The sequence below is a fragment of the Marinobacterium stanieri genome, assembly GCF_900155945.1.
GTDB lineage: Bacteria > Pseudomonadota > Gammaproteobacteria > Pseudomonadales > Balneatricaceae > Marinobacterium > Marinobacterium stanieri.
This window is the reverse complement of sequence record NZ_FTMN01000001.1, coordinates 624,420-638,201: the sequence shown is the minus strand read 5'-3', so window position 1 is coordinate 638,201 and position 13,782 is coordinate 624,420. Positions and strand designations below refer to the sequence as shown.

General features: G+C 57.4%; 13 protein-coding genes. 10 read left to right on the top strand and 3 right to left on the bottom strand.

From position 1 onward, the window contains the following. The first annotated feature begins 179 nt into the window (after positions 1–179). The 10 genes from cofH to BW956_RS02895 all read left to right on the top strand — a co-directional run bounded on the left by cofH (position 180) and on the right by BW956_RS02895 (position 9,954). The gene (cofH, locus tag BW956_RS02940) at positions 180–1,442 is read left to right on the top strand and encodes a 5-amino-6-(D-ribitylamino)uracil--L-tyrosine 4-hydroxyphenyl transferase CofH (protein ID WP_076460672.1); all 1,263 of its coding nucleotides are present in this window, start codon (positions 180–182) and stop codon (positions 1,440–1,442) included. Continuing rightward, positions 1,442–2,428 (top strand): 2-phospho-L-lactate transferase, encoded by a 987-nt coding sequence (gene cofD / locus BW956_RS02935; RefSeq protein WP_076460670.1) that lies wholly within the window; start codon positions 1,442–1,444, stop codon positions 2,426–2,428. The genes cofH and cofD overlap by 1 nt, the downstream gene beginning before the upstream one ends. 9 nt (positions 2,429–2,437) lie before the next feature. Next, complete coding sequence (gene cofC, locus BW956_RS02930; RefSeq protein WP_076460668.1) at positions 2,438–3,043, top strand: 2-phospho-L-lactate guanylyltransferase; 606 nt, start codon at positions 2,438–2,440, stop codon at positions 3,041–3,043. A 9-nt stretch (positions 3,044–3,052) separates the two neighbouring features. Continuing rightward, complete coding sequence (gene cofE / locus BW956_RS02925) at positions 3,053–3,850, top strand: coenzyme F420-0:L-glutamate ligase (protein WP_083702905.1); 798 nt, start codon at positions 3,053–3,055, stop codon at positions 3,848–3,850. Beyond that, positions 3,847–4,515, top strand: a complete 669-nt coding sequence (npdG, locus tag BW956_RS02920; RefSeq protein ID WP_076460666.1) for an NADPH-dependent F420 reductase — start codon at positions 3,847–3,849, stop codon at positions 4,513–4,515. Before cofE ends, npdG begins: the two co-directional genes overlap by 4 nt. 37 nt (positions 4,516–4,552) lie before the next feature. After that, entirely contained in the window at positions 4,553–5,560 is a 1,008-nt protein-coding gene (locus tag BW956_RS02915; protein ID WP_076460664.1) for a TIGR03842 family LLM class F420-dependent oxidoreductase, read from the top strand. 86 nt (positions 5,561–5,646) lie between these two features. After that, a complete protein-coding gene (locus tag BW956_RS02910) occupies positions 5,647–6,876 on the top strand; it encodes a Zn-dependent hydrolase (protein ID WP_076460662.1) in 1,230 nt (409 codons plus the stop codon). A gap of 197 nt (positions 6,877–7,073) precedes the next feature. After that, positions 7,074–8,258 (top strand): Re/Si-specific NAD(P)(+) transhydrogenase subunit alpha, encoded by a 1,185-nt coding sequence (locus tag BW956_RS02905; RefSeq protein WP_076460661.1) that lies wholly within the window; start codon positions 7,074–7,076, stop codon positions 8,256–8,258. Then, on the top strand, positions 8,258–8,545 hold the full coding sequence (locus tag BW956_RS02900) for an NAD(P) transhydrogenase subunit alpha part 2 (protein ID WP_076460659.1): 288 nt from the start codon (positions 8,258–8,260) through the stop codon (positions 8,543–8,545). The genes BW956_RS02905 and BW956_RS02900 overlap by 1 nt, the downstream gene beginning before the upstream one ends. Before the next feature lie 2 nt (positions 8,546–8,547). Further along, positions 8,548–9,954: an NAD(P)(+) transhydrogenase (Re/Si-specific) subunit beta gene (locus BW956_RS02895; RefSeq protein ID WP_076460657.1), complete on the top strand. Its 1,407-nt coding sequence runs from the start codon at positions 8,548–8,550 to the stop codon at positions 9,952–9,954. Between the two features lie 64 nt (positions 9,955–10,018). Here the strand turns inward: BW956_RS02895 and BW956_RS02890 are convergent, their stop codons facing one another. The 3 genes from BW956_RS02890 to hydA form a co-directional block, all read right to left on the bottom strand. Next, positions 10,019–11,527 (bottom strand): NCS1 family nucleobase:cation symporter-1, encoded by a 1,509-nt coding sequence (locus BW956_RS02890; protein WP_076460655.1) that lies wholly within the window; start codon positions 11,525–11,527, stop codon positions 10,019–10,021. A 253-nt stretch (positions 11,528–11,780) separates the two neighbouring features. Continuing rightward, a complete protein-coding gene (locus tag BW956_RS02885; RefSeq protein WP_010322133.1) occupies positions 11,781–12,224 on the bottom strand; it encodes a DMT family transporter in 444 nt (147 codons plus the stop codon). A 65-nt stretch (positions 12,225–12,289) separates the two neighbouring features. Then, on the bottom strand, positions 12,290–13,732 hold the full coding sequence (hydA, locus tag BW956_RS02880; RefSeq protein WP_076460653.1) for a dihydropyrimidinase: 1,443 nt from the start codon (positions 13,730–13,732) through the stop codon (positions 12,290–12,292). Positions 13,733–13,782: the final 50 nt, after the last annotated feature.

Here is a 13,782-nt window from a genome sequence, read left to right as displayed (position 1 = left end):
TATGCATGGGCAATGTACCCTTGCGCCTGAATTATGCGCCGCTGACTTCCTTTCTATTCGCCTTATTCATGTTTATTCCTGTGCAGCAGTTTTAGGACCGGCCCAGGCGTTTATGTTCTGTAAAACAGAATGGCTACGTCTTTTCTTAGGTTTCATCTAAATGCGTTAAGGAAAGAATCATGAATGCTCCCAGTGTTTTAAGTCTGAGAACCGATAAAACTGAACACCACAAACTGCTCAGAATGTTCGCTGGGATCAGTTCATCGGTGCGCCATATTCTCACTTCGGTTCTGGCCGGAATCGAACTCTCCGAAGCGGATGCCGTGAAGCTGTTTCAGGCAGAAGGTGCCGAGCTAGATGCTTTGGTTGCGACGGCTGATTACGTACGCAAGCAGGCCGTTGGAGACCAGGCCAGCTTCGTCATCACCCGAAATATCAACTACACCAATGTTTGCTATATGGGCTGCAAGTTCTGCGGCTTTGCCAAGCGCAAAGAGGAGCAGGGCGCCGAGTTGTTGAGCCTGGGTGAGATTGCAGGGCGCGCGCAGGAAGCCTGGGATCGTGGTGCAACCGAGGTGTGTATTCAGGGCGGCCTGCACCCCGATATTGATGGCAGCTTCTACCGCGATATTCTCAAGGCCATTAAGAAACAGGTTCCGGCGATGCATATTCATGCCTTTTCGCCGTTCGAAATCTGGTTTGGCGCATTAAAAAGCAAAGTCAGCGTGGCCGAGTTTATTCAGGACTTGATTGACCATGGTTTGGGGTCTATGCCCGGCACGGCGGCTGAAATTCTGGATGTTGAAATCCGCCAGCAGCTGACGCGGGATAAACTCACCACGGAGCAGTGGGTTGAGATTATTACCACCGCTCATCAATTGGGTTTGCCCACCACCGCCACCATCATGTACGGCCATATTGATAGCCCCGAACATTGGGCCGCGCATATTGGCAAAATCCGCGATATTCAAAAGCAGACCGGTGGTTTTACCGAGTTTGTACCTCTGGGTTTTGTGCATTATGAATCACCACTCTACGTAAAAAACGGTGATGTACGACCGGGCCCGACACCGGAAGAAAATATCCGCATGCATGCGGTTTCACGCCTGATGCTCAACGGCTGGGTCGACAATATCCAGGCGTCCTGGGTCAAGCTGGGGCCGGAGTATGCCCAGCAGATGCTGAAATCCGGGGCCAATGATCTGGGCGGCACCCTGATGAATGAAAGCATCTCCCGTGCCGCCGGTGGCAAGAACGGTCAGGAGATCGTGCCTGAGGATATGGTGCGCATGATCGGTGAAGCGGGGCGTGAGCCCGTACGCCGCAACACCCTGTACAAGGTTGTGCAGGGCTATGAGTACACGCCTGAAGTGTCCAGCTCAGAAGTGCTGGCTGCTTCCCAGGGTGTTCAGTTGATCGCGACCAGCCGGGGAGTGATCTGATGAATGCCCATTCCTCACCCAATATCGTCATGCTCTGTGGCGGTGTCGGCGGCGCCAAAATGGCGGAAGGCTTTGCCCACAGCCGCTTTGCCGACAACCTGAGCCTGATCGGCAATGTGGCCGATGATCAGGACTTCCACGGGCTTTGGGTATCCCCGGATATCGATACCCTCACCTACACGCTTACCGACAACATCGACCGCAACAAGGGCTGGGGTCTGGTGGATGAAAGCAACCGTGTACTGGACCAGCTCAAGGCGCTGGGCGCGGATACCTGGATGTATCTGGGCGACAGGGATTTTGCCACCCACATTTTGCGTACCCAGCTGCGTCATCAAGGCATGCGACCCACCGAGATTGCACGACGCATTGCGGAGTCGTTTGGTCTGGATGTGCCGATCATTTTGCCCACCGATGATGTGATTCAGAACCAGGTGAAAACCGAAAACGGCTGGGTGGCGTTTCAGGACTTCTTCGTTAAATGGGGCTGCCAGCCGGACGTGCTGGAGTGCCGTGTGGTCGGCATCGATCAGGCGGAGGCAACACCGGAAGCACTTCACGCCATTGCTCAGGCCGACATGATCGTCATTGCCCCCAGCAACCCCATTGTCAGCATCAACCCCATCCTGTCGGTGCCCGGCATCCGTGAAGCGCTGGAGCTCTCATCGGCCTTCAAGGTGGCGGTGTCTCCGCTGGTGGCGGGCCAGACGGTGAAAGGGCCAGCGGACAAGATGATGCTGGCAGCCGGTTATCGAGCGGACGTTCAGGGTGTGGCGGATTTCTACAGCGGAGTGGTCGATGCGCTGGTGATCGACCAGCAGGACCGGGCTTATCTGAGTGCGGTTGAGCAGCGGATCGAGCATGTGCTGGTTACCGATACCCTGATGTTCAACCGGGCCAACAAGGTGCGCCTGGCTGAAAGCATCGTGCACGCCTATCAATCATGCACCGCTCGGCAGACGCCCGAGTTGCAGCAAGCAGGTTAGGAGGCACGCATGAAACTCTCAATCGTTATTCCCATGAAGTGTCCGGACCAGGCCAAAGGCCGTCTGTCGGAAGTACTGAGCCAAGGCGAACGCAAGGCGCTGGCACTGACCCTCTTTGAACGCAACGTCTGTTTCTTTCGCAGCCGTTTCCCCGAGCACAACCTGCTGGTGGTGACTGTATCCGAGGAAGTCCGGCAGCTGGCGGAAGCCGAAGGCGCGGAAGTGCTGCAGCAGGCCGACGCCGGTTTGAACGCGGCGGTTGAAGCCGCTGCCCGCTACAACCGTTCGCGCGGCGTTGAATCTCAGCTGGTGGTGCCCGGTGATATTGAAACCCTGGATCAAGGCGAGCTGGCCACACTGCTGGATCAGCCACGCCAGCACGGCTCGGTAGTGGTCTGCCCCTCCTATGACGGCGGCACCAATGCACTGTTGACCACACCGCCTGATGCCATGCCGTTTAGCTATGGCCCCCAGTCCTGCCGCGCACATCTGTTGTCTGCGCTGCAGCTGGGACTGCAGGCGAAGCGGTTGTATCTGGAAAAACTGTCATTTGATATCGACCTGCCCAGTGACCTGTTTCGGGTGGCTGCCGGCAGTGTGCCGAAAACGGCGTAGGGGAAGGTCATGGATACGCAAAACACTAGCCGAAGCAGTACCGATGTGGTGATGCAAACCGTTGATGGCATCCCCGATATCCAGCCGGGCGATAACCTGCCGGAGATCATTCTGGCCGCCCTGGATACCAACCGTCAGTCACTGGATGACGGAGATATTTTGGTGATTGCCCACAAGGTGGTTTCCAAGGCGGAAGGCCAGATTGTTGATCTGAATACCGTTGAGCCCTCGCCGGAAGCACTGCGACTGGCGAATGAGTTGGCTAAGGACCCACGCAAGGTTGAGGTGGTGTTGTCCGAATCCAGCCGACTGGTTCGCACCTCCAAACGCCCTGAACAGACCGAAGGCACCATCATCGCCGAACATCGTCTGGGCTTTATCTGCGCCAACGCGGCGGTGGATGAATCCAACGTGGATGCGGCCGGCAAGGTGATCCTGCTGCCGAAAGACCCGGACCAGAGTGCCCGCAATATCTGCCAGGCACTGGAGCAGGGCAGCGGCAAGCAGCTGGGTGTGATCATCACCGATACGTTCGGGCGCCCCTGGCGCATGGGGCTGGTCAATGTGGCGGTAGGCCTGGCCAACGTCCCCAGCAAGATTGATATGGCAGGCGAACGGGATGCCTATGGCCGAGTGCTCTCGGTCACGGTGCCGGCGCTGGCCGACGAGATAGCGGCGGCTTCCGGGCTGCTGATGAGCAAAGAGGGCAAGAAGCCGGTTCTGATTTTCAAAGGCATTGATTGGCAGAAGAGCGAAAGCTCCGCACGCGATCTTGTCCGACCACAACAAGAGGATCTATTTCGATGAAGATAGCAATTTTGGGGGGCACAGGTCCTCAGGGAAAAGGGCTGGCACTGCGTTTTGCGGCCGCGGGTATTGATGTCGTACTGGGTTCGCGTGATGGCGCACGCGCAGCCGAAATCGCGGAAGAGCTGAATGCCAAACAGGCGTCAGTCGAAGGCCAGATCTCGGGTGCCGGTAATGCCGAAGCCACTGCTGCAGCCGATGAAATTGTCATTCTGGCAGTGCCCTTCTCGGCCCATAACGCCACCCTGGAAGCCATTCGTGAACAGCTGGTGGGCAAGATCCTGGTCGATATCGTGGTGCCTTTGGCCGATGGTGACCCCAAAGCAGTGGACATGCCGGCTGAAGGCTCAGCCACTGAAGCGGCTCAGGCGCTTCTGGGTGATGAAATCCCGGTGGTCGGCGCGCTGCACAACGTCTCGGCCGCCACGCTAAACAATCTTGGCCACGCCATTAACTGCGACATTCTGGTGTGCGGCAACAGCCTGGAAGCCAAAGAGAAGGTGATCGATCTGATTGCCAGCCTGGATGTGAAAGCCTACAACGCCGGCCCGGTGGTCAATGCGCGCTGTATCGAAGCGATCACACCCATCCTGATCCGTCTGAACATTTCCAAGAAAGTGCCCTTTACCCATGCCGGTATCAAGATCTGGGCACCGGACCACTAACGTCAAGACACAATACTGAACACTTAGGAGAATAATTATGGATTTCGGTATTACTTTCAAAGGCTTCATCAGCCCTGAACGCGCACGTAATCTGGCTAAACAGGCTGAAGAAGCCGGTTTCACCCATTGCTGGTTCTACGATTCGCATGTGCTTTGGCGTGAGTGCTATCCGGCCATCGCCATGTGCATGGAGCACACTTCCAAGATCAGCTTCGGCCCTTGTGTAACCCATCCTAACGCCCGTGACTGGTCGCAGGCAGCAAGCCTGTTCGGCAGCTTGGCGTTGCAGAGCGGTGGCCGTTTCCACGTCGGCCTTGGCCGTGGTGATAGCGGTGTTCGTGTACTGGGTAAAAAGCCGGCCAACCTGGCCCGTGTGGCCGAGTTCACTCAGGCCGTAAAAGGCATGGTGCGCGGTGATGAAGTGCAGTACGGCGAGTGCCCAGCCCCGGTTAAGTTCCCCTGGGCGGAAGGCTATGAGCTGCCGGTCTACATCGGCGCGTACGGCCCCAAAGCACTGGCAACCGCCGGTGAATTCGGTGACGGTGTGATTCTGCAGATCGCCTCTCCGGCACTGGTGAAGTGGTTTACGGATCAGGCTCTGGCAGCCGGTAAGGAAGCGGGCCGCGACATGAGCAACTACCAGGTAATCGCCTCTGCTCCGGCGTACTTCGGCACCCGCGAGCGCTGCATCGAAGCGACCCGCTGGTTCCCGGCCATGGTGGGTAACCACGTAGCCGATATCGTCGAGAAATACGGCGCTCACAGTGGTCTGGTACCGGAAAGCCTGACCTCCTACATCGAAAACCGTAAGGGCTACGACTATTCCAAGCATGGTCAGAGCGACAACCCCTATCTGGACTTCATCACCGAAGACATCGTGGAAGACTTCTGTGTACTGGGTGGTGTCGACGAGCACATTGCCAAGCTGCGCCACCTGGAAGAAGCGGGTACCACTCAGTTCAACATCTACCTGGATAGCGGCGACGAGGAAAGCATTGTCGAGAAATACGGCAAGCACATCATTCCTCACTTCAACAAGAAGTAAGACCGCTTGCAGCACTGCCCGGCTGCAAGGGGCAGTGCTGGTTTTAAACGCTGTAGCGAAAGATTCAAAGCAGGAGCTAGTAGGCGATGAAAGATATTAAAACCAACCAGCAGCGACTCTGGGACAGTTTGATGGAAATGGGCGAGATCGGTGGCACCGAAAAAGGTGGTTGCTGCCGTCTGGCTCTGACCGACCTGGATAAGCAAGCCCGCGACCTGTTTATCAAATGGTGTGAAGAGGCCGGGTGCAGCATTCGCATCGATAAGATGGGTAACGTCTTTGCCCGTCGCCCCGGCCGCAACAATGATCTGCCGCCGGTGGTGATGGGCAGCCACATAGACACCCAACCCACGGGTGGCAAGTTTGATGGTGTGTACGGTGTGTTGGCCGGTCTGGAAGTGATCCGTACCCTGAACGACAACAACATCGAAACCGAGCATCCGGTTGAAGCGTCCATCTGGACCAACGAGGAAGGCTCGCGCTTTGCCCCGGCAATGGTGTCATCCGGTGTCTTTGCTGGCGTATTCGACCTTGAATATGGCCTGAGCCGCGCCGACCTGGACGGTAAAACCATGGGCGAGGAGCTGGACCGTATCGGCTATGCCGGTGAGCACGAAGTCGGCAGCCCGGTAAAAGCCTTCTTTGAAGCCCACATTGAACAGGGGCCGATCCTTGAAGAAGAGGACACCACCATTGGCGTGGTGACCGATGCTCAGGGCCAGCGCTGGTATGAAGTCACTCTGACCGGTCAGGAAGCGCACGCCGGCCCGACGCCGATGCTGCGCCGTAAGGATGCCCTGGTCGGTGCCGCCCAGATCATTGATGAAGTGAATCAGATCGGCCTGACCAACCAGCCCAATGCCTGTGCCACTGTCGGTCTGCTGCAGGTGTTCCCCAACTCCCGTAACGTCATTCCGGGTGAAGTCTTCTTCACTGTGGATTTCCGTCACCCCAATGATGAAATCCTTTCCAAGATGGATCAGCAGCTGCGCGAAATCAGCGCCCGTATCGCCGATGAACTGCATCTGGAAATGAAGTTTGAAGAGATCTGGTACTCCCCGCCCGTGCCGTTCGACAAGGGCTGTGTTGAGTCTGTACGTCAGGCGGCAAAAGATGCCGGCTACAGCCATCGCGACATTGTCAGCGGTGCCGGTCACGATGCCTGCTACATCTCCCGCGTCGCGCCCACAGGCATGGTATTTGTGCCCTGTGAGAACGGTATCAGTCACAACGAAGAAGAGAATGCGGATCCAGCTGACCTGCATGCCGGCTGCAATGTCCTCTTCCAGGCGGTGCTGAACCAGGCGAACGGCTGATTTCACCCCGGAAACCATAGGCGGGCCCACGCATCCCGGGTCTGTTTATGGTTTCCACCCAACGGCTCTAATTATAAATCTAAGAAAAACCGAGCCCGCTTCCGATCATATTCTTTCCGACAGGCCTGTTTTTGCGCGTAATTCACGTGCACGGCGTTCTGTTGTCTGAAGAAAGGGGCGGCTCGTGGAGAGTAAAGATGAAAATTGGTATTCCCAAGGAAGTCGCACTCAATGAAGCCCGTGTTGCGCTGATACCGGACAATATTCAGCGTTTGAGCGCCAAAGGACTGAGATTTCTGATCGAAACTGAGGCCGGGCAGGCCGCCGGCTTTGATGATCAGGCCTACCGTGATGCTGGTGCTGAGGTGGTATCCAATGCCGCTGCAGTATACGAGCAGGCCGACATGATTCTGAGCGTGAACCTGAGCGGTCAGGGTGTTTCGAACTGTGCTTCGGAATTGCGCGCCGGTCAGTTGCTGATCGGCATGCTGGACCCGCTGACCGATGCCGGCAAGTTTTTTGCCCTGGCCGATAAGGGCGTCAATGCCGTGGCCATGGAGTTGATCCCGCGGATCAGCCGCGCCCAGAGCATGGATGTGCTCTCCTCCATGGCGACACTGGCCGGTTACAAGGCTGTGCTGATGGCCGCCACATCCTCCCAACGTATTTACCCGATGATGATGACTGCTGCCGGTAACCTCAGCCCTGCACGGGTCTTTATCATGGGCGCGGGCGTTGCCGGACTGCAGGCGGCGGCCACCGCCAAGCGTCTCGGGGCTGTGGTGGAAGCCTATGATGTGCGCCCGGCGGCACGGGAGCAGATTCTGTCGGTGGGGGCCAAACCTGTCGAGCTGGACCTGGAGGCTGAAGCCACCGAAGGGCAGGGTGGTTATGCACAGGCACAAAGCGACGATTTCCTGCGTCGCCAGCGTGAGCAAATGACCCAGGTACTGGCCGAGCAGGACATTGTCATCACCACGGCGGCGGTGCCGGGTGCGCGCTCTCCGGTGTTGATTACCGCTGAGATGGTACATGCGATGAAACCGGGCACCATTATTGTCGATCTGGCCTCTGAGCGCGGCGGTAACTGCGAGCTGACACAGCACGGCAAGGTGATAACCGAGCACGGCATCACCATCATCGGGCCGGACAACATCGCCTCCACCCTGGCCCACCATGCCAGCCAGATGTTTGGTAACAACCTGGAAAACTTCCTCAACCTGATTCTGGATGACGACGGCGGTTACACACTGGATTTCGATGACGAAATTATCCAGCAGGCCGTGGTAACCCGGGGCGGTGAGATTGTGCATGAGCGCATCCGAAACCTGGCCGGACTGGCGCCGCTGAGTGAAGAGCCGGCGATGGAGGAGGTTGCCTGATGGAAACGTTCATTATCCTGCTGTCTCTGTTCGCGCTGGCGGTGTTCCTTGGTGTCGAACTTATTACCAAGGTGCCGCCCACACTTCATACCCCGCTGATGTCGGGCAGTAACGCCATCTCGGGTATCACCATTGTCGGTGCCATTCTGGCGGCCGGCTCCGGCAGTGAGTCCGGTGTGCTGGTACAGGCACTGGGGTTCATCGCCATCGTCTTTGCCACCATCAATGTGGTGGGTGGCTTTATGGTGACCCAGCGCATGCTGGGCATGTTCAAGCGGAGGGGCTGAAGATGAATGCGATGGTAATTAACCTGTTTTATCTGCTGGCCGCACTGCTGTTTGTGCTGGGTATCAAGGGCCTGACGCGCCCCAAAACGGCGTTGAGGGGCAATCGTCTGGCGGCACTGGGCATGCTCGTGGCCATCGTCGTCACCCTGTTGGACCGTCAGGTGATTGACTACACCCTGGTGGCGGCTGGCCTTGCTCTGGGCGCGCTGATTGGTGCGGTGATGGCCCGGCGTGTGCAGATGACGGCCATGCCGCAGATGGTCGCAATTCTGAATGGTCTGGGTGGCGGTGCATCCCTTGGCGTCGCGGCGGCCAGCTATTTCAGTGTGCTGGCGCAGGGTGGTGACCTTTCGGGACCAACGCTGATGCTGGCCAATGGCGCGGCCATGTTGGCGGTATTGATCGGTACGGTGACCTTTTCCGGCAGCGCCGTGGCCTTTGCCAAGCTGCAGGAAATTCTGCCCGGCCAGCCCATTGGCTTCAGCGGCATGAAGTTCATCAATCTGGGCCTGCTGCTGGTAGCACTGGCAACGGCCTGGATGCTGGTGACCGGTCAGGCTGGGGCTGGTGGTTTTGCCGTGTTGGTAGGTGTCGCCCTGATTCTCGGGGTCACGCTCGTGATGCCGATAGGCGGGGCGGATATGCCGGTGGTGATTGCGCTGCTGAACTCCTATTCCGGTATTGCGGCGGCGGCTGCCGGTTTCATCATGGGCAACACGGTATTGATCGTCTCCGGTGCGCTGGTGGGGGCGTCGGGCATCATCCTTACCCAGATCATGTGCGTCGCCATGAACCGGTCTCTGGCCAATGTGCTGTTCGGCAAGATGGCTGAAGCGGATGCCAACAGTGTGGATGCTGACGAGGTGTATGAGGGCAAGGTTACCTCATCCTCCCCAGACGAAGTCAGCATGCTGCTGGACGGTGCCGAGCGTGTAGTGATCGTACCCGGATTCGGTATGGCCATGGCACAGGCACAGCATGCGGTGCGGGAGCTGGCCGATACACTGCAAAGCCGGGGCACCACCGTCGAGTTTGCCATTCACCCGGTCGCCGGTCGTATGCCGGGTCACATGAATGTGTTGCTGGCGGAAGCGGAAGTGGAGTATGACGCCATGAAAACCATGGAGCAGTCCAATCCCAACTTCAGCAAAACCGACGTGGCGATTGTGATTGGTGCCAACGATGTCACCAACCCCATGGCCCGTGAAGACAAGGGCAGTCCCATCTACGGCATGCCGATTCTGAATGTGGATCAGGCGCGCAATGTCGTGGTGGTGAAACGCAGCCTGAGCCCCGGCTTTGCCGGATTGCCCAATCCTCTGTTTGCACGGGATAACGCCGTGATGCTGTTTGGTGATGGCAAGCAGGCAATTATGGATTTGACCGCTGCACTGCATGAAGCGGCCTGATAGCAGAAAGGAAAATGTTCGCCGCTAAGTGAATAGCGGCGAGCATTTCTGAAGGAATTATGGGTTACTTGGTCTCAATCGCCTGCTGATTGATCGCTACCGAGAAGGGCACTGTGCGCGTACTCAGCCAGTACACCAGACCGCCCAGGAAGGAACCGGTAAACCAGCCGTACTGATAGAACCAGCTCAGTTCGCCGGTAACCAGTGAGAACACAGTCAGTGCCACTGGTACAAAGAAGGCGGTCAGGCCGTGACGGTTAAAACCGCTGTAGGCGCCATGGGTTTTGTACAGCTCGGCCAGCTCGTAGTTCTGACGGCGCACCACGAAATAATCCACAATCATGATGCCGGCAATCGGTCCCAGCAGGGATGAGTAGCCCAGCAGCCAGCCGCTGTACATCGCTTCCACGCTCACATCAGATTCAATCCAGCCCAGCTTTTTGAGCAATTCCCAGCTCATCAGCAGAATGCCGATCAGACCGGTCAGCAGCACGCCGCGGGTCTGGTTGATCTTCTTCGGCGCGATATTCTGGAAATCATTGGTCGGCGACACGATGTTGGCTGCGGTGTTGGTCGACAGGGTTGCGATGATAATTACGATCATGGCAATCACCACCCAGACCGGGCTGTCGATCTTGCTGATCAGGGTTACCGGATCGGAAATGGTTTCGCCCACCAGTGCAGGTGAGGCGGCCGTCATCACCACACCCAGCGCGGCGAAGAAGAACATGGTCAGTGGCAGGCCCAGAGTCTGGCCGATGATCTGGTCTTTCTGCGAGCGCACGTAGCGGCTGAAGTCAGGAATGTTCAGTGACAGTGTGGCCCAGAAGCCCACCATGGCGGTGACGCCGGCAAAGAAGTAGCCCCAGAAGGATGCATCCTCTGGACGGTTTGCCGGTGTTGTCAGCAGAGCTTCGTATGACACCTGGGGGCTGGCCCACATCATAAGGCCGATACCGACTGCCAGCAGCAGCGGGGCCGCCAGCGTTTCCATCAGTTTGATCGACTCGGCACCCTTGATGACGATATAGAGGTTCAGTACCAGGAAAGCGAAGAAGCCGATCACCTCACCGGTACCGCCGAGGGATTCCCAGCCCGGTACCAGGTTGGACAAGACGATATGAATGGCCAGGCCGCCAAACAGGGTTTGGATACCAAACCAGCCACAGGCAACCAGCGCACGAATCAGGCAGGGAATATTGGACCCGAGCATGCCAAAGGAAGAGCGCAGTACCACAGGGAAGGGAATACCGAACTTGGTGCCGGGAAAGGCGTTCAGGGTCAGCGGTACCAGGACGATGATATTGGCCAGCAGTATAGCGAACAGCGCTTCGGGGACAGAGAGTCCGAAGTAGGCCGTTAACACGCCGCCCAGTGTGTAGGACGGAACGCAAATCGCCATCCCTACCCAGAGCGCGGCGACATTCCACAAACTCCAGGTGCGCTCCTTGACCTGAGTCGGTGCAATATCCTCGTTGTAGTGAAGGCTTTGTTCGAGGTCAGAGCCGGCGTTGAGTTCATAGAACTCACCGACCTTCACCATGGATGATGTTTCTTTTTTTAGGTGTTCCATATGCCATCCTCTGATGCTGTTGAAAACAGATACACCTTCTATTGCAGGGGCTATGCCATATTTTTACCTTTTGGAAAAATAAATAATTTTGTCTATAAGGTGCTGATATTTATAGGATTTAAAGTGGGTTTGATGATGACGGGGACAATCGGATGAGTAGAGTAAGTGGTTAAATGGTGATCATTGTTGGGGCGGGCTGTACTTTACTGGTGCATGGGAAAGGCGGCTCTGCCGGCCTTTCCCGGTCGCGGGGTTAAAACCGGTGCGTCAGAAATGCGCCCACGGCCACCAGGCCAAGTCCAGCGATGCGTGTCAGGCTGGTTTCCGAGGCTTCGTATCCGGCCAGGCCGAAATGATCCAGCACCACGGCGGTAATCAGCTGACCGGCAATGACCAGTGCAATCAGGGTGGAGGCACCAAGCTTGGGCGCGAATACCGCCATGGACGTGACAAAGAAAGCGCCCAGAAAACCGCCCACCCAGGCCCAGAGCGGTGCTTCCTTGAGTTGCATGACATTGGGAAGCGCCGTGCGCATGGACAGGTTAACGGCAATCAGTACCAGGCAGCCGATGACAAATGAAATGGCCGAGGCCCAGAGTGCACTGCCGCTGAAGCGGGCAAGGTGGGAGTTGATACCGGCCTGCAAGGGCAGCATGGCGCCGGCCAGAAAGACAATGAATACACTGATCATGAACATGAAAAGGGGCCTCAAACAAGAAAGGGGCCTCAGGCCCCTTTGTGAATTAAACGCAGGAGGGGATTTTAATTGCGTTTCACCGGTTTGGGAGCATTAAGTTCAGCCTGTTTATTCAGCGCATCGAACACCGGGTTAAAGGCGGGGCGGTTAATGTAACGACCGGCACCGGGTTCAACATTGAGCTGACCGTCGGCCCAGACAACCTTGCCGCGGCTGATGGTGTGTGACGGAATGCCTTTCACCGTGCGGCCTTCAAAAATGTTGAAGTCCACGTTCTGGTGGTGGGTCTTGGCGGAAATGGTGCGTGTGCCTTCCGGATCCCAGACCACCAGGTCGGCATCGGCACCCACAGATACCGAACCTTTCTGCGGATAGATGTTGAAGATCTTGGCCGTGTTGGTCGAGGTAACGGCAACAAACTCGTTCATGGTCAGTTTGCCGGTGTTCACCCCCGAGTCCCACATGACGGCCATGCGGTCTTCCACCCCGGCGGTGCCGTTGGGGATCTTGGTGAAGTCATCCTTGCCGGCGGCTTTCTGCTCGGCGCAGAAGGCGCAGTGGTCGGTGGCGGTGGTGTGCAGGTTGCCACCCTGAAGGCCTTTCCACAGCGCCGATTGGTGTTCCTTGGAGCGGAACGGCGGGCTCATCACGTGCGCAGCGGCAAACTCGAAGTCTTCGTTACGGTAAACGCTCTCGTCGATTACCAGGTGGCCGGCCAGACATTCGCCATACACGCGCTGACCTTCATTGCGGGCACGGGTGATGGCATCCAGAGACTCCTTGCAGGACACGTGCACCAGGTAGATCGGCACATCCATCACCTGGGCAATCTGGATAGCACGGTTGGCCGCTTCGCCTTCCACCACCGGCGGACGTGACAGCGGATGTGCTTCCGGGCCGGTCATACCCTGGCTCAGCATCTCCTGCTGCAGCTGGAACACCAGCTCGCCGTTCTCGGCATGCACGGTGGGAATCGCGCCCAGCTCCATGCAGCGGCGGAAGCTTTTCACCAGGGTTTCATCGTCCGCCATGATGGCGTTCTTGTAGGCCATGAAGTGTTTGAAACTGTTTACACCGTGGTGCTTCACCAGTGTTTCCATGTCGGCATGGACCGATTCGTCCCACCAGGTGATGGCCACGTGGAAGCTGTAATCCGCAGCGGCCTTGCCGGCCCAGTCGCGCCATTTGTGGTAGGCGTCCATCAGCGGTTCCTGAGGGGCCGGAATCACGAAATCAATGATGGAGGTATTACCACCGGCCAGGCCTGCGGCTGTACCGGTAAAGAAATCATCGCTGGCAACGGTGCCCATGAAGGGCAGCTGCATGTGGGTGTGAGGGTCGATGCCGCCGGGCATGACATACTGGCCTGATGCATCAATCTCCTTCGCGCTGGAGGGCACATCAAGATCGTTGCCGATGGCCACGATTTTGCCTTCTTCACAATAGACATCAGCACTGAACGTCTGGTCAGCATTCACGATAGTGCCGTTACGGATAACAATAGACATAGGCACGACTCCTCAATCAAGTCATTGGGTGCAGAGCGGGCTCTGCGTGA

What these genes read in the sequence shown, in the direction of transcription:
- BW956_RS02900 (WP_076460659.1), top strand. Translation starts at nt 8,258, where the DNA reads ATGGAAACGTTCATTATCCTGCTGTCTCTGTTCGCGCTGGCGGTGTTC.
- cofC (WP_076460668.1), top strand. Translation starts at nt 2,438, where the DNA reads ATGAAACTCTCAATCGTTATTCCCATGAAGTGTCCGGACCAGGCCAAA.
- BW956_RS02895 (WP_076460657.1), top strand. Translation starts at nt 8,548, where the DNA reads ATGAATGCGATGGTAATTAACCTGTTTTATCTGCTGGCCGCACTGCTG.
- npdG (WP_076460666.1), top strand. Translation starts at nt 3,847, where the DNA reads ATGAAGATAGCAATTTTGGGGGGCACAGGTCCTCAGGGAAAAGGGCTG.
- BW956_RS02885 (WP_010322133.1), bottom strand. Translation starts at nt 12,224, where the DNA reads ATGTTCATGATCAGTGTATTCATTGTCTTTCTGGCCGGCGCCATGCTG.
- hydA (WP_076460653.1), bottom strand. Translation starts at nt 13,732, where the DNA reads ATGTCTATTGTTATCCGTAACGGCACTATCGTGAATGCTGACCAGACG.
- BW956_RS02915 (WP_076460664.1), top strand. Translation starts at nt 4,553, where the DNA reads ATGGATTTCGGTATTACTTTCAAAGGCTTCATCAGCCCTGAACGCGCA.
- BW956_RS02890 (WP_076460655.1), bottom strand. Translation starts at nt 11,527, where the DNA reads ATGGAACACCTAAAAAAAGAAACATCATCCATGGTGAAGGTCGGTGAG.
- cofD (WP_076460670.1), top strand. Translation starts at nt 1,442, where the DNA reads ATGAATGCCCATTCCTCACCCAATATCGTCATGCTCTGTGGCGGTGTC.
- cofE (WP_083702905.1), top strand. Translation starts at nt 3,053, where the DNA reads ATGGATACGCAAAACACTAGCCGAAGCAGTACCGATGTGGTGATGCAA.
- BW956_RS02910 (WP_076460662.1), top strand. Translation starts at nt 5,647, where the DNA reads ATGAAAGATATTAAAACCAACCAGCAGCGACTCTGGGACAGTTTGATG.
- BW956_RS02905 (WP_076460661.1), top strand. Translation starts at nt 7,074, where the DNA reads ATGAAAATTGGTATTCCCAAGGAAGTCGCACTCAATGAAGCCCGTGTT.
- cofH (WP_076460672.1), top strand. Translation starts at nt 180, where the DNA reads ATGAATGCTCCCAGTGTTTTAAGTCTGAGAACCGATAAAACTGAACAC.